The sequence below is a fragment of the Oceanobacillus sp. FSL W8-0428 genome (assembly GCF_038004405.1).
Taxonomy (GTDB): Bacteria; Bacillota; Bacilli; order Bacillales; family Amphibacillaceae; genus Oceanobacillus; species Oceanobacillus sojae.
The window spans coordinates 3,461,559-3,487,760 of record NZ_JBBORB010000001.1 but is presented as its reverse complement, the minus strand read 5'-3'; the positions used below and the strand labels follow the sequence as shown (position 1 = coordinate 3,487,760).

21 protein-coding genes are annotated in these 26,202 nt (G+C 37.3%); 6 read left to right on the top strand and 15 right to left on the bottom strand.

Going from position 1 to position 26,202, the window contains the following annotated elements:
- Positions 1-25 precede the first annotated feature (25 nt).
- On the bottom strand, positions 26-1,693 hold the full coding sequence (locus MKY30_RS16650; RefSeq protein ID WP_341084859.1) for a thiamine pyrophosphate-binding protein: 1,668 nt from the start codon (positions 1,691-1,693) through the stop codon (positions 26-28).
- A gap of 466 nt (positions 1,694-2,159) precedes the next feature.
- Positions 2,160-3,545, bottom strand: a complete 1,386-nt coding sequence (gene fumC, locus MKY30_RS16645; RefSeq protein ID WP_147208180.1) for a class II fumarate hydratase — start codon at positions 3,543-3,545, stop codon at positions 2,160-2,162.
- Between the two features lie 159 nt (positions 3,546-3,704).
- Between fumC and MKY30_RS16640 the strand changes: the two genes are divergently transcribed.
- Positions 3,705-4,619 carry a zinc dependent phospholipase C family protein gene (locus tag MKY30_RS16640; protein ID WP_147208182.1) on the top strand — a complete coding sequence of 305 codons (915 nt, stop codon included), beginning with the start codon at positions 3,705-3,707 and terminating at the stop codon, positions 4,617-4,619.
- 70 nt (positions 4,620-4,689) lie between these two features.
- Here MKY30_RS16640 and MKY30_RS16635 read toward each other — a convergent pair whose 3' ends face one another.
- Both MKY30_RS16635 and MKY30_RS16630 read right to left on the bottom strand, forming a co-directional pair.
- On the bottom strand, positions 4,690-6,000 hold the full coding sequence (locus MKY30_RS16635) for an MFS transporter (RefSeq protein WP_341084856.1): 1,311 nt from the start codon (positions 5,998-6,000) through the stop codon (positions 4,690-4,692).
- A gap of 160 nt (positions 6,001-6,160) precedes the next feature.
- Complete coding sequence (locus tag MKY30_RS16630) at positions 6,161-6,397, bottom strand: hypothetical protein (RefSeq protein WP_077603344.1); 237 nt, start codon at positions 6,395-6,397, stop codon at positions 6,161-6,163.
- 960 nt (positions 6,398-7,357) lie between these two features.
- On the opposite strand from MKY30_RS16630, the gene MKY30_RS16625 reads away from it, so the two are divergent.
- Both MKY30_RS16625 and nhaC read left to right on the top strand, forming a co-directional pair.
- Complete coding sequence (locus MKY30_RS16625; protein WP_147208186.1) at positions 7,358-8,254, top strand: cation diffusion facilitator family transporter; 897 nt, start codon at positions 7,358-7,360, stop codon at positions 8,252-8,254.
- Between the two features lie 385 nt (positions 8,255-8,639).
- Positions 8,640-10,004 carry a Na+/H+ antiporter NhaC gene (gene nhaC / locus MKY30_RS16620; RefSeq protein WP_147208188.1) on the top strand — a complete coding sequence of 455 codons (1,365 nt, stop codon included), beginning with the start codon at positions 8,640-8,642 and terminating at the stop codon, positions 10,002-10,004.
- 63 nt (positions 10,005-10,067) lie between these two features.
- Here the strand turns inward: nhaC and map are convergent, their stop codons facing one another.
- A complete protein-coding gene (gene map / locus MKY30_RS16615; protein ID WP_147208190.1) occupies positions 10,068-10,820 on the bottom strand; it encodes a type I methionyl aminopeptidase in 753 nt (250 codons plus the stop codon).
- A 318-nt stretch (positions 10,821-11,138) separates the two neighbouring features.
- On the opposite strand from map, the gene MKY30_RS16610 reads away from it, so the two are divergent.
- Positions 11,139-11,864 carry an ATP-binding cassette domain-containing protein gene (locus tag MKY30_RS16610; protein ID WP_156985457.1) on the top strand — a complete coding sequence of 242 codons (726 nt, stop codon included), beginning with the start codon at positions 11,139-11,141 and terminating at the stop codon, positions 11,862-11,864.
- Positions 11,854-13,497 carry a putative ABC transporter permease subunit gene (locus tag MKY30_RS16605; RefSeq protein ID WP_341084852.1) on the top strand — a complete coding sequence of 548 codons (1,644 nt, stop codon included), beginning with the start codon at positions 11,854-11,856 and terminating at the stop codon, positions 13,495-13,497. Before MKY30_RS16610 ends, MKY30_RS16605 begins: the two co-directional genes overlap by 11 nt.
- Before the next feature lie 199 nt (positions 13,498-13,696).
- Here MKY30_RS16605 and MKY30_RS16600 read toward each other — a convergent pair whose 3' ends face one another.
- From MKY30_RS16600 to MKY30_RS16585, 4 genes are all read right to left on the bottom strand, one after another.
- On the bottom strand, positions 13,697-13,843 hold the full coding sequence (locus MKY30_RS16600) for a YjcZ family sporulation protein (protein WP_147208196.1): 147 nt from the start codon (positions 13,841-13,843) through the stop codon (positions 13,697-13,699).
- Between the two features lie 76 nt (positions 13,844-13,919).
- The gene (locus tag MKY30_RS16595; RefSeq protein ID WP_147208198.1) at positions 13,920-14,678 is read right to left on the bottom strand and encodes a (S)-benzoin forming benzil reductase; all 759 of its coding nucleotides are present in this window, start codon (positions 14,676-14,678) and stop codon (positions 13,920-13,922) included.
- A gap of 227 nt (positions 14,679-14,905) precedes the next feature.
- Complete coding sequence (locus tag MKY30_RS16590; protein ID WP_156985459.1) at positions 14,906-16,267, bottom strand: dipeptidase; 1,362 nt, start codon at positions 16,265-16,267, stop codon at positions 14,906-14,908.
- A 455-nt stretch (positions 16,268-16,722) separates the two neighbouring features.
- The gene (locus tag MKY30_RS16585; protein ID WP_147208202.1) at positions 16,723-17,292 is read right to left on the bottom strand and encodes a YhcN/YlaJ family sporulation lipoprotein; all 570 of its coding nucleotides are present in this window, start codon (positions 17,290-17,292) and stop codon (positions 16,723-16,725) included.
- 221 nt (positions 17,293-17,513) lie between these two features.
- On the opposite strand from MKY30_RS16585, the gene MKY30_RS16580 reads away from it, so the two are divergent.
- Positions 17,514-17,747: a YhdB family protein gene (locus MKY30_RS16580; protein WP_147208794.1), complete on the top strand. Its 234-nt coding sequence runs from the start codon at positions 17,514-17,516 to the stop codon at positions 17,745-17,747.
- Between the two features lie 60 nt (positions 17,748-17,807).
- Here the strand turns inward: MKY30_RS16580 and MKY30_RS16575 are convergent, their stop codons facing one another.
- From MKY30_RS16575 to MKY30_RS16550, 6 genes are all read right to left on the bottom strand, one after another.
- Positions 17,808-19,058: an anti-sigma factor domain-containing protein gene (locus MKY30_RS16575; protein WP_341084849.1), complete on the bottom strand. Its 1,251-nt coding sequence runs from the start codon at positions 19,056-19,058 to the stop codon at positions 17,808-17,810.
- Positions 19,058-19,798 (bottom strand): RNA polymerase sigma-I factor, encoded by a 741-nt coding sequence (sigI, locus tag MKY30_RS16570; protein WP_341084848.1) that lies wholly within the window; start codon positions 19,796-19,798, stop codon positions 19,058-19,060. The genes MKY30_RS16575 and sigI overlap by 1 nt, the downstream gene beginning before the upstream one ends.
- 670 nt (positions 19,799-20,468) lie before the next feature.
- The gene (locus MKY30_RS16565) at positions 20,469-21,191 is read right to left on the bottom strand and encodes a PRC-barrel domain-containing protein (RefSeq protein ID WP_147208208.1); all 723 of its coding nucleotides are present in this window, start codon (positions 21,189-21,191) and stop codon (positions 20,469-20,471) included.
- A 73-nt stretch (positions 21,192-21,264) separates the two neighbouring features.
- Positions 21,265-22,083, bottom strand: coding sequence for a S1C family serine protease (locus MKY30_RS16560; RefSeq protein ID WP_246145008.1), 819 nt, complete (start codon positions 22,081-22,083; stop codon positions 21,265-21,267).
- A 146-nt stretch (positions 22,084-22,229) separates the two neighbouring features.
- The gene (locus tag MKY30_RS16555) at positions 22,230-24,257 is read right to left on the bottom strand and encodes an ABC transporter ATP-binding protein (protein ID WP_147208210.1); all 2,028 of its coding nucleotides are present in this window, start codon (positions 24,255-24,257) and stop codon (positions 22,230-22,232) included.
- Between the two features lie 2 nt (positions 24,258-24,259).
- Positions 24,260-25,999 carry an ABC transporter ATP-binding protein gene (locus MKY30_RS16550; protein WP_147208212.1) on the bottom strand — a complete coding sequence of 580 codons (1,740 nt, stop codon included), beginning with the start codon at positions 25,997-25,999 and terminating at the stop codon, positions 24,260-24,262.
- Between the last annotated feature and the right edge of the window lie 203 nt (positions 26,000-26,202).

Genomic DNA, 26,202 nt, shown 5'->3' with positions numbered 1-26,202 from the left:
AATCTGATTGATTCTAGCTGCTTTATTATTGATGCGGTCGGAATGATTGAATATATTCTGGTGAATCTTCATATTTCAAATCACCAATTTTATTGGCATCGACAACAATCATACAGGATTGATTGCTTGCAAGTGCTTTTTCCAGAACGCTATCAAATTCACTGGCAGATGTTACTTTTTCCGCTTCAAAGCCCATCGATTTTGCCATCATCGCAAAATCAGGATTTTTCAAATGAACAGCTGTCTGTCTGCCATACGCTGCATCCTGATAATACTGCAGGATTCCATAGCCACCGTCATCAAACAGCAAAACAATGATTGGCGCATCCTCCTGAACAGCTGAAATCATCTCTCCAGCATTCACCATAAACCCTCCATCACCAGCTATTAAAACAACCGGCTTTTCCGGCTGCGCTATTTTTGCGCCGACTGCCATCGGCAACCCCTGCCCAATTCCTCCACCGGTCATATGCAGATAGTTCCCAGGCTCATGAATATTTACCAGTTTGTTTCCCCATATATATCCATGCATCGTTACATCCGTTACTAAAATTGTGTTTTCCGGCAATTGCTTATTCATAATACGGGCAAACTCTCCATAAGGCTGGATGGTTTCGTTTAAATCATTCCGAACAGCTTGGCGGCACGCTTTTATTTCTTCGACATAGGAATTGTCTGATTGAACATGTTTTTCTGCAAGCGTTTTATTAATTGTTTGTAAAACTGCTTTCGCATCACCAATTAATCCGGATTTTGTAGCATAATTACGATTAAAAGCATGTGGGTTCAAATCAATATTGATATGATTTTCCGGCAAAGGCAGCGTACCTTCAGCGGTTTCTGTTTCACGAAATCTGACGCCGATACTAATAAGTAAATCTGATTTTTTCAGAAGCTCTGTAAATTGTGGCGTTGCAGCAAAATTTCCGATACAAAGCGGATGATTTTCCGGGATGCCGCCTTTTCCAGATTCACTTGTCACAACTGCCGGATGAAGCTTTTCTACTAATGTTAAAAGCTCTTCAGATGCTCCGGAATGAATAATGCCATCGCCTGTCCAAACAATCGGCCTTTTCGCAGATATAATTGCTTCAATTATTTCTTCTGGTACAGTAATTTCTGTCTTCTTCGGCTGTATTTCTGTCTCGATAATCTGGTTTTGCGGGATAATCTGTGCTTGGAAATTCGTTGGAATAGATACAGTGACAGGACCTTTAGGGACTTCGAGAGCCTCGTTAATGGCTGTCCGCATAAATGGTGTAATCTGACGAGGCAGCCGTAATAAGTAAGATGTTTTATTAACACCCTCCATCATTTTTTGCTGATCTTTACATTCATGAATGTAGCGTAAATCTTTTCCAATATAGCTATAATTTGCTTCTCCTGTAATGTGAAGAAGCGGTGTTCCTGAATTCCAGGTTTCCGTTAATGAGCCTGCCCCATTACCTGCTCCGGCCCCTGTACTGGTAAGCACAACACCTAATTTACCTGTTGTGCGTGAATAAGCATCTGCCATATTAACGGCACCACTCTCTCCCCGTGCAGTCGCCATTCGGATGGAACCTTCCTCCAGCATCGCCTCATAAATAGGCATATTATGGATACTGACAATTCCAAAAATTGTATCTACTCCTGCCTTGACAAGTTCTTTTACAATTGCATCTGCAACTGTAAATTCCTTCTGTTTTACCATGATAATCCTCTCCTTGCTGCATGAATGCTTTTTTCACCTTTTTCATCGGACACCTCCATTATAGTTCCGCTCCAAACAGAACAGTAAAATATAACTGGCTGCGTAAAACCTATTAACTATTTCTATGTATTTTATAATTATTCGCATGTAAATCTTCTCTTCAACAATAAATAATAGAGAAAGGAAAACAATAAACCGATTATAAGTGAGAAAAAAGTTCAAATGGAAGTTTTTAATTTAAGTTCAGCTTATAGTACCCTTCAAAAGATTGCAAGGGAAGCGAAGCGATTTCCTTGGTGTTTTCCAGCTTTCGATAGCGGTTACATCATTTGCAGAGAGTCTTGTCCTGCATATTGGATTTTCACACAAAAAAGTTTACTTTCACACCAATATTCCGCTTTTTCTACTCAAAAAAACTGTTGAGTTTTAAAATAGAAACTCAACAGTTTTTCCGGATTGCTTGTACTTATTTTGGATGTGTCATTTCTTCTGGTTTCACGTATTCGTCAAATTGCTCAGCTGTCAGTAAGCCTAGCTTCACCGCTGTTTCTTTTAATGTTGCATTATCAGCAAAGGCTGTTTTAGCAATTTTCGCAGCATTTTCATAGCCGATATGCGGGTTTAAAGCTGTTACCAGCATTAGCGAGCCATGCAGGTTTTTCTCGATTTGCTCCAGGTTTGCTTCAATTCCTACAGCACAACGCTCATCAAAGGAAAGAATGCTGTCTGCTAGCAATTGACTGGACTGTAAGAAGTTATAAGCGATGACAGGTTTGAATACATTTAATTCAAAATTCCCTTGACTCGCAGCAAAACCGATTGCTGTATCATTTCCCATTACCTGTGTCGCAACCATGGTTACTGCTTCACTTTGGGTCGGGTTTACTTTCCCTGGCATGATAGAGCTGCCCGGCTCATTTGCTGGAATCGTGATTTCTCCAATCCCGCAGCGTGGTCCACTTGCTAACCAGCGGACATCATTGGCAATTTTCATCATATCTGCAGCAAGTCCTTTTAATGCTCCGTGGGCATAAACAGTCTCATCATGACTAGTTAATGCATGAAATTTATTTTTTGCAGAAATAAAGCTTTTTCCAGTATACTCTGAAATAGCTTTACAAACCTTTTCTGAGAAATCTGGATGTGCATTTAAACCAGTTCCTACAGCTGTTCCGCCAATAGCCAATTCCCGCAGATGTTCGTTACTTTCTTTGATCATTGTGTACGATTTTTCTAACATCCGATGCCAGCCGCTGATTTCCTGACCTAATGTCAGTGGTGTTGCATCCTGCAGATGAGTTCTGCCAATTTTTACAATATCAGCGAATTTATTTTGCTTTTCTTCCAAGGTTCCCTTTAATTGTTGAATGGCAGGCAACACTGTATCTTCCAATTTTAATACCGCTGCTACATGCATGGCTGTAGGATATGTATCATTTGAGCTTTGCGATTTATTCACATCATCATTTGGGTGAAGCTTTAATTCACTGCCCTGCTCTTTTAACCATCCATTACCCACATAAGCCAATACTTCATTTACATTCATATTTGATTGTGTCCCGCTTCCTGTTTGCCAGACTACCAGTGGAAAATGTTCATTTAATTTATCTGCTAATACTTGATCTGCGGCATATTTTATTGCTTCTGCTTTTTCTTCTTCCATTAAGCCCAGCTCAAAGTTAGCAATTGCTGTACTTCTTTTTAAAATTGCAAACGCTTTAATAATTTCTACAGGCATTGTTTCCTGACCAATCGGAAAGTTCTGCTTACTGCGCTGTGTCTGTGCTCCCCAATATTTGTCTGCAGGGACCTTGATTTCCCCAATCGTATCTTTTTCTATGCGATAATCCATCCTGATTCCTCCTTGAACTTTTCCTGAATCCATATCTAGTGTACCAAATTATTTCATTTTTTTCGATTTCTTTTTCGTGATATGATATAGGTAATCTTATTTTCAGAAAATATTATCTTTTTCACCCATTTTAAACCTGACAGAAATGAGGAATAAAACATGCCGAATATCTGGACACATATTTTTTTCGCAGAAGATGCTTGTAATTCACTATCATTTGATATACCCGATTCTCCTGACAGAAATGCTTTATTTCTGGGCGCACAAGGTCCCGATCCTTTTTTCTATTATCGATTCTGGCCTTGGCTTTCCGGTCAAAAGGCCGGGCATGATATCGGTAATGCATTACATACAAAAGAATGCGGCCCTTTTCTACTGTATCTTATTGAGAAGGCAAACAGACAACCGGACGAGGTAAAAGCTTATGTAATTGGGTTTATCACACATCATTTTTTGGACCGTCATACACATCCCTATATCCATTACCGTGCCGGTTACCAAGGAAGCAAACATCAGCTGCTGGAAACAATTATTGATACAAAAATGGCTTTAAAACATCGGCAAAAAGAGATTTGGAAGCATCCGGTATTTGAAGAGATTTACCTCGGCGAAATGCTGTCGCCAGCCATTCTATATCTGTTGGATGAAGCTATCCGGAAAGTTTATCCTGATTTGTCTTTTCAAACAAACACTGTTCAAACTGCTTACCAGGATATGATTACCGCTCAAAAGCTTTTTTCTGATCCGTCAGGCTTGAAAAATAAACTGTTGAAACCATTTATCCGCTCCTATTCACATCAGCCGGCTGATGAATATGTCGATTATCTTAATGAAGGAAAAACATCCTGGGTTCATTCAGCTACAGGAGAGTTATATGAGGAAAGCTTTGAAGAATTATATACGGATGCCTTAAATGATGTAGTTAGCGTACTTCCTCTGGCTTTTGACTATTGGAATGAAGCCGAAGAATCTATAAAAAAACAGCTGATCCGCCGTATTGGTAATATTTCATATGATACTGGTACACATTTAGCAGATCATTTCACAAACCGTTTTAGTGCACCAATTGTATAATAAAAAGAAGCACATGTTTTTTGATTTCGTATAATCAAACAGCATGCGCTTCTTTTTGTTTTTATTCAATTTATTGCGGACGTATTTTTACTTCCTCATTTTTATTCGAAGCTCTTTTCGCCTCTTCTATTCCTTTATCAATATCTACAAATTTCAGGAGAAGTATTCCAATAATAAAGAAAAAGATAAGTGACAGAATTCCTAAACGGCTATTCCCTGTCAGCTGTCCAATAAGCGCAAACATAAACGGTCCAATGACGGCTGCAAATTTGGATGAAATACCGTAAAATCCAAAAAACTCAGCGTGCTTGCCAGTCGGAATCATTCTTCCAAAAATAGACCGGCTCAATGATTGCGCTCCTCCTTGGACCATACCTACAATAATCGCTAAGATATAAAAATGTAATGCTGTACTCATAAAATAACCAATAATAACTATTCCTAAATAAACATATAAAGTAATAAATAAGGCTTTTTTTGCTGTAATTTTTACCGCCAGCCAGCCGAAAAAGAATGTAAATGGAATCCCGACAAACTGCGTAATTAATAATGCAATAATTAAATCATTTGGGCCGATACCTATCTCACTTCCATAAACAGTAGCCATACGAATAATGGTGGAAATACCGTCATTATAAAGCCAGAAAGCTATCAGAAAAATAATCAGCTGTTTGAATTGTTTCATTTCCCGGAAAGTATTACCCACTCGTTGAAAACCGATTGATACATATGATTTCGTCCGTTCCACTTTCTCTTTTTTCTCTTCTTTTATATTTTTAAGCAGCGGAATCGTAAAAATAAGCCACCATATTCCTACAGAAGCAAGTGAAATTCTGGTTGCCCACTCTGTATCTGCAATACCAAACCATGACGGATTTAATACCATCATGACATTAATGGCTAGTAGAATTCCGCCGCCAATATATCCATATGCAAAGCCTCCTGATGATACTTTATCCATCTCTTCTTTTTCTGCAATCTCTGGCAGAAAACCATCATAAAATATATTTCCGCCGGAGAACCCGATCGAACCAATAATAAATAATAAAGAAGCGAGCAAATAATCGCCTTCACTGATAAAGATCATTAGAATACTTGCAATAATCCCCATAAACGCAAAAAAACGAAGAAATTTTTTCTTTGCCGCAGAAGAATCACTGATAGCACCCAGAATTGGTGCAAGGATAGCTACGATTAAAACAGAGATAGATTGTGAATAACCCCAATAACTCGTTGCTAAATGATCATCCAGCCCCGAAGCAGCAACAGTTGAATAATAAACCGGCAGTACTGCCGCCATAATCGTTGTTGCAAAAGCAGAGTTTCCAAAATCATACATCATCCAGCTGCGCTGTATTTTCTTTTTCGATTTTGAGTCCATCTTATCCCCCCTCTTACTTGCATTATAATGGATTTATTTGGTTTATCCTATCAGTTTTTTAATCAATATGAATTTACTAAATATTCACTTCGGTAAAAAGCATAATTACAGAAACAAAAAAGCATAGGCACGCTTTAGACAGCGTCCTATGCTTGTATGCTTAATCTTCCCAAACATATTGTTTGTAAGCTTTACTATATTTCTTAAAATCATTATAATTATTTGTTTCAATTGCATGATTTATTTTATCTTCCAAGTGAGATTTATTCCAGTTAAAACAAAGCTCGTCCAATAATAATTGTGCATACAACTGCTCTTCAAACGCCAGTTCTTTTCTTGCTGTTAACGGCTCTCCTACATATTGAAAAAAGCGATAAACGACTTTTTCTTGTTTCACGGAAAATTCCCCCTTAAGCCTTTTTCCCATTATGCACAAACTTTCTATAAATTTCAACTAAAATATATTTTAAAATATTTTTTTCTGCTTATTTGGTTTATTGCCTTTATTTAAGGTACGTGCAAACTAAGTTCTTAGATACGGTGAAACATGTATTTTCAAGGCTTTAGGAAGGTATTTATCAAGATACCACATCATTTTAATGTTTCAAATGGTTGATTTGGCAATTTAAATGATGTCACAGCATGGGGTAGTAAATATCGGGAATAGCTTTTATACATAGAAAGTAATCATGACGGACATTTTTATATGCACCAAGAAAAAAATGTTCTTTACTGGTCTAATTTCTATTGGCTAAGTTGTATTAAACAGTACAGGATCCCCTTCTAGCGGAGGTGGGCTGTTTTGACTCCTAAAGGAAAAGCATCATCTGAAGATCCACTTTTACCAAGCGCTCTTCTTAGAAAAGGTTAGATAAAGAGCATGTCTCTAGGACAGCAAAACGGTCCGCTGCAGCAGTGACCTTACACGTTATCTTCGTTCTAAATAGAGTTTATGCTTTGTATTTTGAAATCTTATTTCCGAATTATTTCTCAAATAGAGAGCCACAATAAATACTGCCTGAGTAATGTTTTTTTCCCAAAGGAAAATATGCTTGCAGCTTTCAATAACTCTTCCTGTGGTCTGTTATGTTTCTCTAGACCCACCAGCAGGTGATTTGATAGACTATATAAGCTATCTTCTTAAAAGAGGATGTTCAAAAAGTCCAATAAAGATGACATGGCGAATTTCTACGTTGACAAATATTTTTCAATACTCACGTATTATAAAGCATACGCTCCGTTTGAAAAATATTCGTCGCCTTGAACTTCGTGGCCCTATTTATCGGACTTTTTGAACACGAACTAAAAGGAATTCTTCATCGCTAAACAATGAATATTAAAATATGGTGGGATTAAAATGAATAATCATAATGAAAACTTAAAAACCGGGGAAAAGGGCGCCTGGTTAAGCATCGTTGCTTATATCTTCTTAGCAGTTATGAAGCTTTATATTGCTTCCATCGGAAGTTCTGACGGATTGCGGGCAGATGGATTAAATAACTTTACAGATATCATCGCTTCCATTGCTGTATTAGTGGGATTAAAAATAGCACGGAAACCAGCAGACTCCGTACACCGTTACGGCCATTACCGGGCAGAAAGTATTGCTTCTTTATTTGCAGCTTTTATTATGATGCTTATCGGCCTTCAAGTTATATTTACTGCCAGCCAGACGCTGTATCTATCCAACTACTCTCAACCGGATATGCTGACAGCCTGGGTTGCTCTATTTGCTGCCTTCGTTATGCTTGGTGTTTACAGCTATAATTTGAAGCTGTCAAAAAAAGTAGGAAGCAGCGCACTTTTTGCAGCGGCAATGGATAACCGCTCTGATGCTTTTGTAAGTGTTGGTGTATTTATCGGTATTATCGGAGCACAATTTGGGCTTTTCTGGCTAGATCCTGTCGTTGCTGTGTTAGTTGGATTAATTATTTGTAAAACAGCCTGGGATATTTTTAAAGACTCAACTGTTACATTAACAGACGGGTTTGATTATAAGAAATTGGATGAAATGAAGAATGCTATTCGAACATTTAAAAATGTCCGTGATATTGTTGATATTAAAGGCAGAATTCACGGAAACCAGGAGCTTTTAGATATAACTATTCTGGTGGATCCTACACTGAATGTCGTTGACAGTCATGCTATCACAGAGCATATTGAAGACTATCTTTACAAGGAATACGGAATTAATCACGCATTAATTCATATTGAACCTTATGAAGAAGACAAAGAGTCAACAACTCGAGACTGAAATCACAATTTTATATTTGTACGTAAATTAGAGCATTATCAAAATCTGTTATTGACAATTCCAGTAAATTAATTGTATAGTCATTATTAACAATTCTATCGTTCTGACAGTAAAAGTCCGAAGTAAATCATTATATGACAGCTTATAGAGACAAGGTGGGTGGTGAAAACCTTGGTATATAATGGATTGAATTACAGACTTTGTAATAAAACTTGTCACTGCAATCAAGTGGATGTGCTTTTGTGCATCAAGCAGGGTGGTAACGCGGAGATATACTTCGTCCCTATTTTAGGGGCGGAGTTTTTTTGTTGAATAAAATAATCACCTGATTTTTTATAGAAGTAAGATAATGATATATAGAATGTAAATTCAAGGAGGAAATAAAATGAATTCAATTGAGGCAAAGCATAATCCTTCATTAGCTGTTTCAATCATCTTCTTTATAATGATTGTTGGTATTATCAGCTTTTTTATGATTGTACTGGAGACCGCTCCTCACATCCCAATTCTTATTGCTATTTTTATTTTAATCGGTTATGGTCTATGGAACAAAATCAGCTATCAGTCTCTTCAGCACGCAATGGCTTTAGGCGCCGGCTCTGCCATGGGAGCAGTATTCTTGTTTTTCGTTATCGGTATTTTAATCAGCAGCTGGATGATTAGCGGCACCATCCCGGCACTGATGATGGTAGGGTTATCTATTATTTCTACAACCTGGTTCTATGCGATTGTATTTGCCATTACAGCAATTATCGGAATTTCTTTAGGAAGCTCACTGACAACAACAGCGACAGTCGGAGTCGCGTTAATTGGAATGGCTGGAGCAATGGATGCTTCTTTAGCAATTACAGCGGGCGCAATTGTTTCTGGAGCTTTTTTTGGTGATAAGATGTCACCTTTATCCGATACGACCAATCTTGCTTCAGCTATTGTCGGGGTAGATTTATTTGAGCATATTAAACATATTAGTTTAACTACTATTCCTGCTTTTATTATATCTTTTATTGCTTTTGCAATTTTATCACCAGGTAAATCCTATGCCAACAATAATATTGCGCAATATCAGGATGCTTTACAGGCTACAGGATTGATTCATTGGAGCTCTTGGATTCCATTGATTGTATTAATCGTTTGTACTATCTTTAAGCTTTCTGCTTTCTTATCATTGTCTATCAGCAGCTTGGTTGCCAGTATAATAGCTATGGCAGTGAATAAATTTCCATTAAGTGACGTCCCAAAAGCTTGGTTTGAAGGGTATACTGGCGGTTCAGACTTCGAGCCTGTTAATGAATTAATAACAAAAGGCGGTATGGAAAGTATGTTTTTCACTATTGCCCTTGTGCTCCTTGCTTTAAGCTTTGGCGGGTTATTGTTTGTTACTGGTCTACTGCCCACAATACTGGATGCACTTCAAACACGGCTCAAAAGAACGAGATCAATCATTGCTTCAACTGCCGGTACAGCCATTGGTGTGAATGTTTTTATCGGAGAACAGTATTTATCCATCCTGTTAACCGGAGAAACATTTCAACGGATTTATGAACGCGCTGGGTTAACAAAGAAAGCACTATCGCGAACTTTAGAGGACGCTGGAACTGTAATTAACCCGCTCGTTCCCTGGAGTGTGTGCGGTGTGTTTATCGCAGATGTCCTCGGTGTTCCTGTATTGGCTTACCTGCCGTTTGCATTTTTCTGCTTGTTAAGTCCAATAATCACTATTTTATTTGGCGCGAGAACAGCTAAAAAGTAAAAGTTAATCCCCAATGAACGAGCGTTTCAACACTCTCATTGGGGATTTTTCTATTTCTAAAAATTATTTATCCTGCTCTGTTAAAATAATCGCTTCATCCTTCGTGATAACAATTTGATGTTCAAATTGTGCAGAACGGCCTTTATCCACTGTTCTGGCAGTCCACCCGTTATCATCCATCTTACTGCGCCAGTCACCTTCATTAATCATCGGTTCAATTGTAATAACCATGCCTTCTTTTAGACGGATACCTTTATTTGGCAATCCGTAATGTGGAACATGTGGATCTTCATGAATGGTAGGTCCAATTCCATGGCCAGTAAAGTCACGTACAACAGAAAATCCTTCCGCTTCGGCATAAGACTGGATGGCATGGCCAATATCACCTAAACGATTTCCGTGTTTCGCCTGAGCAATTCCTTTATATAACGCTTCTTTTGTCACATCAATCAGCTTCTGCCCTTTTTCGTCTACATTTCCAACTGCATATGTCCAAGCAGAGTCTGCAAGCCCTCCATTTAAATTAACGACCATGTCCACCGTCACAATGTCACCGTCTTTTAAAGGCATATCATTTGGGAATCCATGACAGATTTCGTCATTTAAGGAAGCACAGATTGCATAAGGATAACCGTTATAGCCTTTTTGCTCCGGTGTTGCACCATGCTCCTCTAAAAATTTTTCCACAAACGTATCTAATTCCAGTGTAGTAACACCCGGTTTAATACGCTTTGCAATTTCTTTATGTGTTGCCACCAGCAAATCCGCAGCTTCCTGCATTTGCTGTACTTCTCGTTTACTTTTTCTAGTTATCATTTACTTTTCTTCCTTTCTATGTTCTATATACGCAATACTTTATGGGTAATAAGCTTATTTTAAATGCTGTTTCGTATCCATAGTCCATTGTAAATTTTAACACAACCGCTCTAAAACGAACAGAAAGTTAACTTTCTCATCCTTATGAAAGTCCATATTCTTGTTGTATAAATTGAGTAATACTTTCAGGAACAATTTTTTGTGGTTAAAGTTAGAAAATTCCTATTTTGCTAAACTTAAACAGCGTGTTACGATAAAGATATATTTTTTCTTGCTATTTTAGTTTTTTACTCTATTAACAGAAATGGAGGCTTTCCAATGATAGAAATATCTCAAATTAATAAAAGCTTTGATGGGAAGAATCAAATTATTGATAATTTAACATTAACCATTCCTGATGGGAAGATTGTCGGCTTCCTTGGACCAAATGGAGCAGGTAAATCTACTACCATCAATATGATGACGGGGATTTTACCAATTGATAAGGGAACAATTACGCTAAATGATATTGATATTGACAAGGAGCCTTTAAAAGCAAAAAAAATTTTCGGATTTGTTCCTGACCGTTCAGATATCTTTCTAAGATTAAAAGGGTTAGAATATCTTAATTTTATTGCTGATATTTATCAGGTTCCTGAAGAAATACGGCAGGAGAAAATCAAATACTATACAGAACAATTCGCAATCGATCATGCGCTCGGAAATTATATTCAGAGTTATTCCCATGGAATGCGGCAAAAAATAATGGTTACATCTGTTCTTCTGCATGATCCCGACATTTGGATTTTAGATGAACCGTTAACTGGACTGGACCCAAAATCCTCACATGCTTTAAAGCAAATGATGCGAGAGCATGCTGACAAAGGAAATACTGTCTTTTTCTCCAGTCATGGTCTGGAGGTTGTTGAGCAGATCTGCGATGAAGTAGCTATTATTAATCACGGAAAGCTGTTATTTTATGGAACGATTGAAGAGCTCCAGGCAAAATATCAAACAGACCAGTCACTTGAAAATGTATTTTTGGAGTTGACAAATGATGCGTAACACATGGATAGTAACTAAAATTATGTTAAAAATGCAATATTCGTCCACCAGCAAACAGAGTAATACATGGATTTATGGTTTACTTGTTGTTATTCTGATTCCATTTTTCCTTATAATAATGATGCAGGTCTTCCGTTCAATTATTGAAAATGTTTATCACTTGCTGGCAGAGGTAAACCAGGAAAGCATGCTGCTTGGTCTAGCATTTCTTTTTATTACCGCTGTACTGCTCTTCTTTTCTTTTATCACCATTTTATCAGCATTTTATTTTTCAGATGATATTACAGCATACATCCCGTTACCTTTACATCCTCATCAATTATTAATTGGCAAAGCAGCAAATCCGTTAATTTACAATTACTTAATATCGGCAGTTATTTTTATTCCATTTCTGTTTATTTACGGAAGCATCAGCAATGCGCCTATTCTATTTTATGTTTATGGTCTTATTTTGTTTATTGTTTTCCCAATTATTCCGTTTACTATTGTAGCGGTTATACTTATGTTCGTTATGAGATACGTAAATATTGCCAAAAATAAAGACCGTTCCAAAATCTTTATGGGTGCCGGTTCCCTGCTATTTGTTATTCTGATTAATGTGCTTGTCCGCTTAAATTTAGATGATGCGGCGCTCATGAATACCTTCACTGTCTATATGCAGGAGCAGGAAGGTATATTGAAAATGATTACAATGATTTTTCCACCTGCCTATTTTGGTGCACTCAGCCTTCATTTCGCCGGCAGCTGGTCAGGCTTGCCGGCTCTTGCGGCCCTTCTGGCTATTTTTACAATCACGGCATTGTTATTTATCCTGGCAGGCCACCACTTTTATCTGAAGGGTGTAAGAGGCATGAGTTCAGGAAGTAAAGGAAAATTATCTGAGAAAGCCTCACATAAATTAACAAAAGAGCGTTCCATTTTAAAAACATATATACTGAAGGATATAAAAATTATTATTCGAACCCCGGCTTTTTTAATGCAGTTTGTTGTTCAGCCATTGTTCTTTCCTGTATTTATAACTGTTATTCTGTTTTTAGACCTGGGAGAAGGTTTGTCATCACTGGGCTCTATTACAGCGGAAAAAAATCTGTTTCTTATCTTATTTATGTTCTCAATTATTATGCTAAGTGCCAATGCTACAGCATTTACCGCTATTTCCAGAGATGGAGCAGGCCGAAAAATAAATTTATTCCTGCCTATCCCTTTTCACCATTTAATTTTTGCAAAATTACTGGTTGCTTACCTTATTCCGCTCATACCATTTACACTTATTACCTGTGTTGGAATTTATGTAAATATCCCGATTCATATATTAATCGGCTGGATAGGTATTTCCTTATTGTATAATTATTTGGCAGTAATTATTAACTTTCTTATCGATGTGTTTAGTCCAAAGCTTCACTGGACAGATGAACAGGAATTATTTAAAGGAAGATTTACACCATTTTTTATTTCCCTTGTGCAGACAGCTGTTTTTGGTATTATAACACTTGTACTTTGGAATACAAATATTAAGAATGTTTATCTGATAATGCTCATTCTGCTGATTGCAGTAGGAGCTTTAACAGATATTGCAAAAACTTATTTACGGAAAAAAGTAACCTTGGAAACGTTGCAGAAACTGGATAGTTAATCTAAAAATCACATTCGCTTTTCCAATAGCAAATCTGCAGCTTTTCTTATATTTGCTGTTTTATAATTTTACGGCATCAAATTTCGTCGTTGCGATCACAATTACAGTCTCTCTAAAGGCATCAGCTAAAATTTTATACTTTCCAAACCATGTAAAAAGACTTGCCGGGAATATAACCCGGCAAGTCTTTTTTTAATAATTAACAGTAATACCCGCCAGTGTAACACTGGTTGCCGCCTGAATACGCAGTTCCAATAATAATCAACAAGATAAATAACACAACTAATAACGCAAAGCCAGCTGAGCCGAAGCTTTGACGATCTTCACAACATTCTTCTCTACCCATGTGTATAACCTCCTCTATCTGAACTACTTTAACTTATGCAGCTTCATCCAAATTGGGAAGGCGAATGACCATTTTTTTAAATATACTCCCGGACATCATAAATTTTTCCGTTTTCTAAATGTTCATCCATTAGGATATCAATCAATACACCACCGATAATGTCTGCATCCTTTAATTGATTATTCTCTTTTAATGCGCGAAAGCTTTCTACATCTTTAAATGCACCCTCTGAGCTGGCACGAATTGTCTTTTGCATTCCTGTATCCATGACTCCCGGGCTAAATGCAATGATAGCATGCTCTGTTTCTTGTTCCATCTGTTCTAAAGCAACTGTCTGCGTATACATATTCATACTGGCCTTTGTAGAACAATATACGCTCCATCCATACTTTGGTTTTACAGCTGCTCCCGAGGTCACTATTGCTGCGATAAGCTGAACATTATTTTCTGATGCTTTCTCTAAGAAATGGTTCGTTAAAATCATCGGTGCAACTGTGTTTACATGAACTTGTCTCATTAAATCATCTATTTCAATATTCTCGGCACGATCAATCGGATCAACTAAGCCTGCATTATTAATTAAGTATACTTTCGACACACTATTATCTTTAAATAAAGTTTCATCAAGGCCTTCCATTGCTTTCTGTATGGAAGCTTTCTCAGATAGATCACATGCCACATAATTATAATCGGCATTGTTTTCTTTAGCATATGCATATAATTTGGTATTATCTGTTCTGGAAATCCCCACTACATTTATTCCGGACTCTAAAAAAAGTTTTGCAAGCGCTGCACCTAACCCCTTCGAAGCCCCAGTAATAATTGCTGTCTCCATACGCTTTACCCCTCTCTATTCTAATTATTATTTATTTCCCCTTTTTAAATAAAACAAATCTAATGTGTCCTAAACACACATCCGTTATATGTATGACTGACATCACAAGTACAAATAAATACTGTATTTTCTTTAAATCTGATATTATTCTTTATCCTTTGTAAAAGATCAGCCTTAACCAGTACTAACCGATCGAAAGCTGATCTTTTTTCAACACTTACAATATATTACAGCTCGCTCCAATAATAAGCTAATGTTTCCATACCCTTTTCGAAGCTGTCAACCGGAAAGCTTTCATTTGGCGAATGAAGCCGGTCTTCCGGTGTACCAAATCCTAAAAGAACAATTGGATATTGATAAGCAGCTTCCAGCCATTCCACTACAGGGATGGAGCCTCCCATTCTCAGGAAAACTGTTTCTTTTCCAAATGCTTTTGTATAGCTTTTGGCTGCTTTTTTAATTAATGGATGATCCGGTTCTACTTTATATGCTTTTGCAGAGAGCTTTTCCTTTTCCACATGAACATGGACACCCGAAGGAGCATGTTTATGAATATGGTTTACTAATTTTTCCTGGACATCCCGTGGGTCCTGGCCAGGGACAAGACGACATGTAATTTTGGCTGTTGCTGTAGAAGGAATAATTGTCTTCGTACCTTCTCCCTGATAGCCTCCAAATAGTCCGTTCACTTCTAATGTCGGTCTGCCCATGGTATGTTCTTTCGCTGTATACCCTTTTTCAGATACTGTTTCCGGAATGTTTGTCGCTTCTACAAAGTCTTCTCCCGGAGCTTTCTCCATAAGCTCTCTTTCATCTGGTGTCAAATCCTTCACGCCGTCATAAAAACCAGCAACAGTAATGACTTCCTCCTCATCCTTCATAGATGCCAGCAAATGACTCATTGCCATTAAAGGATTTCGGACTGCTCCACCGTACATACCAGAGTGAAGATCATGGTCCGGTCCTGTTAATGTAATTTCAATCCCTGTAAAGCCTTTTAAACCGTACAAAATAGTCGGCTGATTTTTTTCTGCCATACCAGAATCAGAAATAACTGCAAAATCTGCCTGGAATTGCTCTTTCTTCTCGTGCAGAAGTTCATAAAGATTCTCACTGCCAATTTCTTCTTCCCCTTCAATACAAACCTTTACATTCATCGGAAGCTTCCCTTCCGTTTTCAAAAACGCTTCAAAAACAGCAAGATGCATGAAAGTTTGCCCTTTATCATCACTTGATCCACGGGCATAGATTCTTCCATCACGCACTTCTGGCTGGAAGGGCTCACTATCCCATAAATTGATTGGATCAACAGGCTGAACATCATAATGACCATAAAGTAAAACTGTTGGTGCCTCAGGTCCGGCTGCTGTATATTCAGCATAGACAAGCGGATGGCCTTTTGTTTCCATTTTTTCTACGCTTTCAAATCCCAGCTCATTTAAATACCCGGTTAAAAAATCAGCAGCACGATGTACATCATCCTTGTGTGCCGGGTCTGTACTTACACTCGGAATTTCTAAGAATTCATATAATTTTTTTAGTAATGCTTCCTGATTTTCTTTTAAGTAAGCAATTGCTTTTTCGCTCATAATTTTATTTCCTCCTTCAACATTATGTAATTAAAATAAACAGCTGCCTATAATAAATTAATGTATTACGTAACTGCCTCATATCCTTATTCGAATACTTCATGCTGTGCTTTTGATGGTTCAATATTTTTGTGCCTTCCAGAAAGCAACCGGCTGCCCAGCCCTGTTAAATTTCTTTACAAGCTGGAATCTCTGCTGCTTCTCATATATCATGCCTTAAAACTTCCTTGTATTTCAAAAATTGCAGTGCTTTGAACCTTTATATATCATACATGAAAAAAACGTCAAAGAAAAGTAGAGAGCGGTGCTATCCATACGCCGGTACATCCTTTTTATACTTTTCACACAAGTCTTCCATCAGAAAATAAAAATCCAATTCCTGCTTTAAAGCTGACGGAATTGGATTTTTATCACATTAATTTGTGGAAAAATTACTAATCAATGGTGCTGCAGTATTATTTCGCATCTGGGAAAACACGATCAATCATGCTGCCGATTTGATCAAAGAAGCCTTCTACCGGATGACCATTATCCATATCGTTTACATATCTGTCCGCCAGATCCAAAAAGTCTGGGTTAGTTGTTACATAAACGTTATCGATAGATGGATCAACAGAACGGACGATATCTGCAATTTTGTCTTTTACATCATCAGTTACTTCCATTCCATTACCATTGTCATGCCCAGCTTCATTATTGCCAGTGTCTAAATTAGCTCCAACGTAAGCATTATTTTTTGTTGTTAATACATAAGCATTGTCAATGTCATCCATTTCAGCTGCTATTTTTTCAGCTGCCTCTTTGGAGACATCGTAATCCGCGTCACCGTTACGGTCAGATACTCTTTCTAACGTATGGTCACGGCCCTGATTCCTTGCATCATCACCCATGTTATGCCCCTGATATCGTGTCGGCTCTACATTTCCCTCGTTATCGTTAGGATTCGTATCCCCATTATCCGTATTTTGACAAGCTACTAGCACCATCATAAGAACAGTTAAAACTGCAAATAAGCGTAATTTCATTTTCATTCCTCCTTACCTGTTTGCCTTTATTATGGATAGGCAGGTAAGGATTTATGCATGTAAATAACGTTAATTTTTGGAAACGAGACCATGAAAGTAGCAGGGATATTTAATGAGCAATGGAGAAGATATAAACGAGGTAATTTACCTTTTTAACTTAGCCTGTCTATATTAAGATGGTCTTCCTTCTTTATAAAGGAGTGATAATTTTGATACCTGAGATGCCTGATTACGACAAAGCTTTATACTACACTATATGGGGACAGTGGGATAATTTATTTTTGTTAATGTCACGGACAGATGATGATTTACTTGCAAAAAAAATTGAACGTTTTCTTTACGATTACCACCATTCATCCAGTCAAAAAAACGTTGAACAATCTCATGATACACTGCTTTACTATTTAGAACATGCACTCCAAATCAGCAGTCCATGGATGTATGAAGTTGAATAATTTACTTGCTTATTAAGCAGATGCCGGTCAAATAATTTTGGCTTACATCTGCTTACAACCTTACCCTGTGTATGTGACTATTTCAGGCTCTGTTTCTTCCTCCTGAACAGGAGGAAGCTCATCCTGTTCTATATCCGCATCTTCTTCGTCTTCACCAGCCTGTGTTTCGTTTCGAGAATTATATTGCTCTTGTTCATGCCTGTTTACATTTTTCTCTGTTTCTTCTGGAAATACATTTACCTTTTTTTGCGCATAGAATACATCAGCTGGCTTTTTATTTTCTTCCTTTTCCTTGTTGTACTGTTCTATTTCCTTATACTGGTTATATTCAATATTTGTATCATTTTCCGACGGCTTCTCTAACTCCTGTATCATATTACCATCCTTGAAAGAGTGGTCTTGATCCGGCTCCTCCTCAACTTCTTGAGTTGTATCAGCCTGTTGGCTTTGTTCCTCATCCTTCTCGTCATCATCTAAGTTAGGTACATCATCTGTAAATTTATTATTTCGTTGTTCCGCAGGATCTTCATCTTGCTCGATAGAACGGTCAACATCAGCCTCAGACTCTTGTTCTCCATAGAAAAAATCAATAATAGCACTATCTTCTTCTGAGTCTGTTATAACATCATTCACCTGTTCTATTTCACCTTCTTCACCGTTTGCCATTTCAAGAGCCATTATTTCATTCATTGATTTATCTTGATTTTGCGCAATTTCCCGGACCTCTTCTGGAATAATCAAAGTTGAAACCTCCCAATCAGGAAGCGATTCTATGTATGGAGTAATTTCTGTGATGACTTCATCTTTGCTATACTGATCCTCATAACTAATTCCTACAATCATCGTTTTATGATCTGCAAAACCCTTATCTTCACTTTCATCAACAATACTGGCTAAAACAGAGGTAATCGGCTCGTCCTGAATACTGCTTACCTCGTCTATCAACTCGCATGCAGATTCATTTAATGCATTGACATCTGTAACAATTAAGTCCTCATTCAATTCCAATTCAAGACTGGGGTTTATATCAATGGCAACATAAGCATGGGTTTCTGTATCGCTTAACCCTGTTTTAAACAGAGGAAAACCGAAAAGCAACAAGGCCAGGATGAAAATTGCAGATAATCTTACAGTAATATGTGATTTTCCCCAACATCTTTTCCATTCGAATTTTTCATATACCGGCTGAAAAATAACCTCGTCCCCTATTTCGGCATTCTCCGTTAAAATAATCCCCTTTTCAAAACTGCCATTTTTGGAAAGTAAAATGGCATATTTGCGATGGATTTCCATCACAATTCCTTTTTTCATTATTCCACATCCTTGAGATAATCCTTAAGGTAATCCTTAAGGTAAGCATACTCACTGCTCAATACAATAAAAATAGCTATAATAAATTTCCGGTTTCTTTCTAATGTTTTTTTGCTCACTTCTACTTTCTTTAATAATTTCTTGATTGGCAGCTTTTTTTTGCGATAAACATACTCACTTAATTCGCCATCCAGGTATAAAATATAAGCTACCTGAACCGCAGATTCTCTGGCATCCCTATGCTTAGGAGAAGCCTTCGTCAGTTCTTCCAATGTAAGCTTGTACGTTTTTAATTTTTCATTAAATAAAGCTATTTCTTCTTTCCTTTTAATATTTTCCGCTTCTATTTGATGTTTTTCTTTTGCGGCAGCAATAACGAGCGGATTTTCCATCTGCTCCGCATCGTTTATTTCATCTAATGATAGCAGATTCGGCCTTTTTTGATGATAACGAATATAATCAATTACTTTTCTTTTTACGACAAGTTTTGCAAACGACAGAAATGAGCTGCCCTTATCTTGCTCATAGGAAAAAATAGCGTCATTAAATGCCATTAATCCGACACTGAATTCATCGTCCTTCTTAGGATCAATATATCTTTTACATACTTCCGAAACACATTTGGCGATAAATGGCTTGTATGTTTGAAGAATTTCATTTTGTAATACAATATCACCTGCCTGAATTGCTTCTATTTTTTCTTCAATAGGGGTACCTGTTAACTGCTTTGTCATGATCATTGGTAGATTCCCCCTATCATCATATTATTCGAACATATTTTTATTTTTTCGGGTTTTAAATTTATTTTTATGAAATGTTTCTTTTTATTTTCTATTCTCATATTAAATAATCTCCATTTTTTTGTCTTTCTTAATTATTTATAATTAAAACGAATAAATTGTTTTAGTCAGCAATAAAAATCAATTTTATTGGTTATATATATACAGCCTTCATAATGCCGTATACATAATACTACCCTATAATCACAGCACTTACTATCACAAATGAATAACATTTCATTTAAATTAATATGACGGAAATCAATATTTTTGTAAAATATAGCAGAACAATGTAGAAGTTTGTAAGAAATATTTAATCAAGGAATATTTATGAAAAAATAAAGAATCTTCTTTCTTAATCTCTGGTAAAAATTGAGAGAGTGCTTAAATAATAAAGCTTACCAGGTAATACTTATCTGATTGGATAATGACAAATTTTTCATTATCTGGATATCTTCCGTCACCTGGCATATTAATAAAGAGGATTACCATAGGGGCAATCCTCTTATTAATATAAAAAAGCTATACTTTTTTCAGCTTATATAACATTTGCCATTTTTTATTAACTTCGCAAGTAAATCGGTGTCTAATAGAACAAAAAAAGTATCTACTGCAAATAATATAAAGTCATTTATGAATGATTTAAATGTTGGAATACTTCTTCTTTGTTTTTAAATGGTGTTACCAGCTCCATGCCTTTTACAGAATCATCTAAATACAAATCTTTTTCAAACCAATCTACAGATGTTACCTGATCAGCCCGATATAAATATAAGCTGTTTTCTACATAGCTTTCGCTGCTATTTACAACTAGATACTGTATCCTTCCATCTTCTGTTAAAATAACATCGTCCAGCATACCAATTTTACCGTCTTTTGCATGTACTTTAAACTCCAAAAATTCATCAATACTTCTAAGGTTATCATTCTGTCCCTCATCCGGTGCAGCCAGATCCGGTTCCGGTGGTATGTCTCCGTTATTGTATTCATTATTACCAGTTGTTACCGGACCATGATCTGAGTCAAGCACAGCATTTTCCTTATAATTATTCCAGCCAAAATAATCTAATACAGTTCCTTGATAAGACGAAATTAAATCATTATCTTCTGGAACTTTAGGACTTTCGCGAATCGTTTCTTTATGTCTGTCTACTTTCATATAGCCTTCCTCTAAATTAATCTCCTCTTGTACATGGAAAGGCAAAAGAACTTTCTTGCCGGGCAGCCATTTTCTTGTATCCACAATAATAAATCGTAACTCCCAATCATCATTAAAGTATAAATCCTTTACTTTTCCTATTTCTCCGTCTACAGCATGAATATTTAAATTTGTTAATGTTGAGCCGAGAAACATAAAAACACCCCCGTAAAAGGTTTTATTATCTAATACCCTTTTACCGGGGAATTAAACAGCTCTATTTGGATTGTTAATAATTTGTAAAATAATCTATAGGCACATAAAGACCTACACGTCCATGCTCCTCGTGATTCAATGTTGCGAAAACAACTCCAATCACGTAGCCTTCTTCATTAATTACAGGACTGCCGCTATTCCCGCGATACACAGGGGCTTTGATCATCATGACCTCCAGCTCCCAGCTGGAAAGCTGCAATGGACCTAATACAGTACCTTCATTGGCAATTCCATTGAAAAATAATGGATTACCTATAAAGCGAATATAATCTCCATGTTCTACAGAAGCATCTTCCTCTAAAGTTAAATATGGAAAGTTTTCACCGTCAACTTCAACAACTGCTAAATCAATCTCGGGATACTCTTCTACTACTTCTCCTTGAAATAGACCTTCTTCAGGGAAAGCTACAGTAACACTCTGATTATCTTCAATGACATGATAATTCGTTAAAATCGTCCCTTCCTCAGAGATAGCAAATCCTGTTCCTTTACTATCCCCTGCTTCAATAACAACTACTGCCTCTTTGTATGCTGCCACTTCTTCATCCTGCGATAAGCGGCTGGATGCCTGGAGAAACTCTATAGCAGGAATGGATATGACTCTGGGGAATAATGAAATGACATAAAAAGTCATTGCAACAGCTATCAAAATTGTTATTATCTTTGAAAATCGCCGCTTTGGTTTAGGCTCATTTTTTTCTGCTTGTGCTCTTGCCAACGCTTCTGCCTTCGCCTGCATAACCAGTTCATGCATTTCCTCATCATCTATATCTTCAATTAAGTCTTCATCCATCTGTTTATTTGTTCGGTCATCTTCATCCTGACTGTACAACACCCAGCCTCCCTTCTGCTTGTAAATCAATCATCTTTATTTTAACAAATATTATTAAAAGCAGCCTTTTTTTCTATTTAAAAAACTCATATACTCTTTTGTTTAAGAATATATGAGCCTTCTTTTGACAATCATTCGATTTTATTTTAAACACTAACCTTCAAGGACCCTTGCTGCATTTGATACATCTGATAGTATGACCCGCGCTCTGCAATCAGTGTATCATGGTTCCCCTGCTCAATAATAGTTCCCTTATCCAGAACAATAATTTGATCTGCCTGCTGTATGGTTGATAACCTGTGAGCGATAACAAGTGTTGTTCTTCCTTTTTTCAGCACCTCAAGTGCATGTTGAATCAACAGCTCTGTTTCTGTATCAATATTTGCTGTCGCTTCATCCAGGATTAAGATAGATGGATCAAAGGCGAGCGCCCGTGCAAAGGAAATTAATTGTCTCTCGCCCAATGAATAGGTAGACCCATTTTCAGTTACCTCTTCCTCATAGCCATTCGGCAGCTTTTCAATAAACCGGTCTGCCCCCACCGCTTTTAATGCAGCAATTGCTGTTTCTCTTGTAATTTTTTCATCCTGCATTGTTACATTACTCAAAATAGTACCAGAGAATAAAAACGGATCCTGAAGAACGATCCCCATATGACTACGGACCTGCTGTCTGGATAAAGAAGATGTGGCCATCCCGTCTATGGTAATCCTTCCTTTTTGCGGATCATAAAAACGGAACAGTAAATTCATAATAGAGCTTTTCCCTGAACCTGTATGACCTACAAAGGCAGTTGTCTGGCCGGCATCTACCTTAAAAGAAATATCCTTTAGAACATAATCTTCTTTTTGATAAGCAAAATATACGTGGTCAAAGCAAATAGTTCCTCTATACTTGTCAATTTCGGTGTTATCTGTTTCTTCAGCAGGCTGATCCAGCAGTTCAAATACCCGGCTGCCTGCTACTCTTGCCTGTTCAATTAACGGGAGCTGGTTCACAATATCCGTCACCGGCTCAAATAAACGGTTAATATAATCCACAAAAGCATATAGAACACCGATAGAAATCATACTTGCCGTATCAAAGGAAGAAGATCCAAAATACCAGATGAAGCCGACAAATGTTATGTTACGAAATACGGTTACTAAATTATACGATGTTAACGCACTTAAGCGGATCAATTTCTTTTGAAATGTATAATTACGGTTATTTAATACTTCAAAATCCTCTTTTACCGCTTTTTCCTTATTGAAAGCCTGAATAATCGGCATTCCTTGAATTGCTTCATTGATGTTCCCATTAATTTGACTGATTGTTTTTCGAATGACCTTATTATACTTACTGCCAAAATACTTATAAAGCTGCATCCATCCGTATAATAAAGGAATGACAAGCAGGCAGAGTGCTGCAAGCTTAGGGTCTAAAATAAATAAAGCAACAAAGATTCCAGCCATATATATTAAACTGGTAACAACAATAGATAAAACACGCTCATATAAATCACGAATTGCTTCGGTATCATTTGTAATTCTCGCAACAATCGTTCCAGCCGGCTGATCAATATAATAATTAATCGGCAGCCGCTCTGTGTGTGCAAATAAATCCGTCCGCATCTGCTTTACAATCTGATTTGCAGACTTTTGCAATAAAAATGTCTGATAAAACTGAAAAACACCAGCGATCACTAATAAAACCATATATAATACCAATAACCAGATAATTGGTGTTTTCTCCGGTTCAAAAAATGGATACGCTTCTTGAACAGATAAACGCTCTCCTTCAACATGAACAACGTTATCATTTAATTCGATAGTTAATTCGTCATCATTCATCTCCCGTTGTCCTGTCAACGGCAGTTCCCCTTCAAAAATGTAGTAGGAAATACCGATTTGCAACAAAGTATAAGTATCCCCAGAGAGAATATCTTCCTCTGAAATACGATCTGACCGTTTTAATAACACGCCATGATAAGGAGCCGCTGTATCATCGGCTGATTCCACTGCTTTCCAATAGCCCTCCACACCTAAAATATGATCATCAATAACCCGTTTGGCAATCAAAGGACCGGCAAGCTCCAAAGCAACAGCTATGACTAAACAGATAAGACCGATAATAATTCCTTTTTTATATTTTAAGGCATATTGAAATAACCGCCGCTCTGTACTCTTCTTCATTCTTACACCTCCTCTTCCATTTGCTGCTGAACGTATTGTGTATAGTACCAGCCTTTTTCTTTCATTAACTGCTCATGACTTCCTTCTTCTGCAATCCTGCCGTCCTCCAGAACAATAATATGATCAGCATGTGTTACAGCAGATAAGCGATGTGCAGCTATAAATGTGGTTTTATTTTTGCGTTCCTCTTTTAGATGAGCAATAATTGCTGCTTCCGTCTTGCCGTCCACTGCAGATAAGGAATCATCTAAAATAAGAACCTCCGGATTTTTAATAAAAGCCCGTGCCAAAGCTACTCGCTGCTTTTGTCCTCCTGATAATGTAATCCCGCTCTCCCCAACCTGGGTATCCAATCCTTCAGGCAGCTGCAGAATGTCACTTGAGAAATACGCAAGCTCAAGCGCATGGAATATTTCTTTATCTGTCGCAGCTTCCTTACCGAATTGAATATTTTCACGGATTGTTTTGGAAAACATCATTTGATCCTGTGGTACATACCCTATCCAATCACGGATTTGCTTTAATGGAATGGTTTCTATTTTCTCTCCGGAGATGAGTATATTTCCTTGTACGTCCGGATACTGTCTCAGCATTAATTTAAATAACGTTGTTTTTCCTGCTCCTGTTTTCCCGACAACACCAATGGTCTCTCCAACCTGCACATCCAGGGAAACTCCCTTTAAAGCCTTCTCTGCCGTATTTGGATAGTTAAAGGATACATCCTGAAAACAGATTTCTTTAACCGTTTCAACCAGCTTCGGCTCCAGCACATCCCGGACATCCGGCGTATAGGATAATGTTTTATTTACCCGGTCCAGGGATGCGTTTCCCCGCTGCAGGATATTAATCAGCTCTCCCACTGCAAACATTGGCCAAATCAGCATTCCTAAATAGACATTAAAGGTAACAAGGTCTCCTAAAGTCAATCTGTTTTCAAAGACAAGCATTGCCCCGTAACCAATTCCAATGGTGTAAGACAACCCGACCAGAATTTTCATCGTCGGTTCAAATAAAGCATCAATTTTAGCAACTTCTATATTTTTGTCATACACATCCTTCGTCATATCCTCAAACCGTTCTTTCTCGTGCTCCTCCTGAACAAATGCCCGGATAGCCCGAACACCGCGTATGGATTCCAGGACACTGTTATTCATTTCTCCAAAAGCCTCCTGAGCTTTCGTAAAACGCTGGTGGATTGCGCTGCCGTAAAAATTCATAATGACCGCCATGATTGGCAGAGGGAGTAAAGCAGCAATAGTAAGAGGCCAGCTGATTGTTAACCCCATTACTGCAATAATCATCAGCATAAATATACTGGAGTCAATCAGCGTCAGTACTCCAAAACCTGCTGTCAGGCTGATTGCTTTTAAATCATTAGTCGACCTGGCCATTAAATCACCAGTCCGGTATTTCCCAAAAAATGTCGGTGACATGGATAGAAAATGCTTCATCAGCTTACTCCGCATCCAGCGTTCTAAAATAACAGCTCCGCCAAAAAGTGTATAATCCCATAAATATGAAATAATATAATGCACAATAAGCAATACTATATATCCTGCGATAACTGCTGTCAGGATTTGCGCCGTTAACGTTTCAAATTGAATATGATCTATAATATATCCCACTAATTTTGGAGGGATTAATCCAATTGCACTCGCAAGAACTAACGCTATAATTGCAAATGTATATCGTTTCCAATAATGTGCAAAAAACCAGCTTAATTTCTTAAAAACCGCAAACATCTTTTCACCTGCTTTCTATGTAGCATCCTACATCTTAAACTTTTTCCATTAAATTTGTTTACATTCCATTTTCTGTTTAAAAAAGCACCAAAAAAGCATATACCATTTGTCGGCATATGCTTATAAAAAACCTATTTATCCCCTTATCAGCCGGCCACATGGAAATTCGCGGCCATACACGCACTTTTCTCCCCAGAAATTTA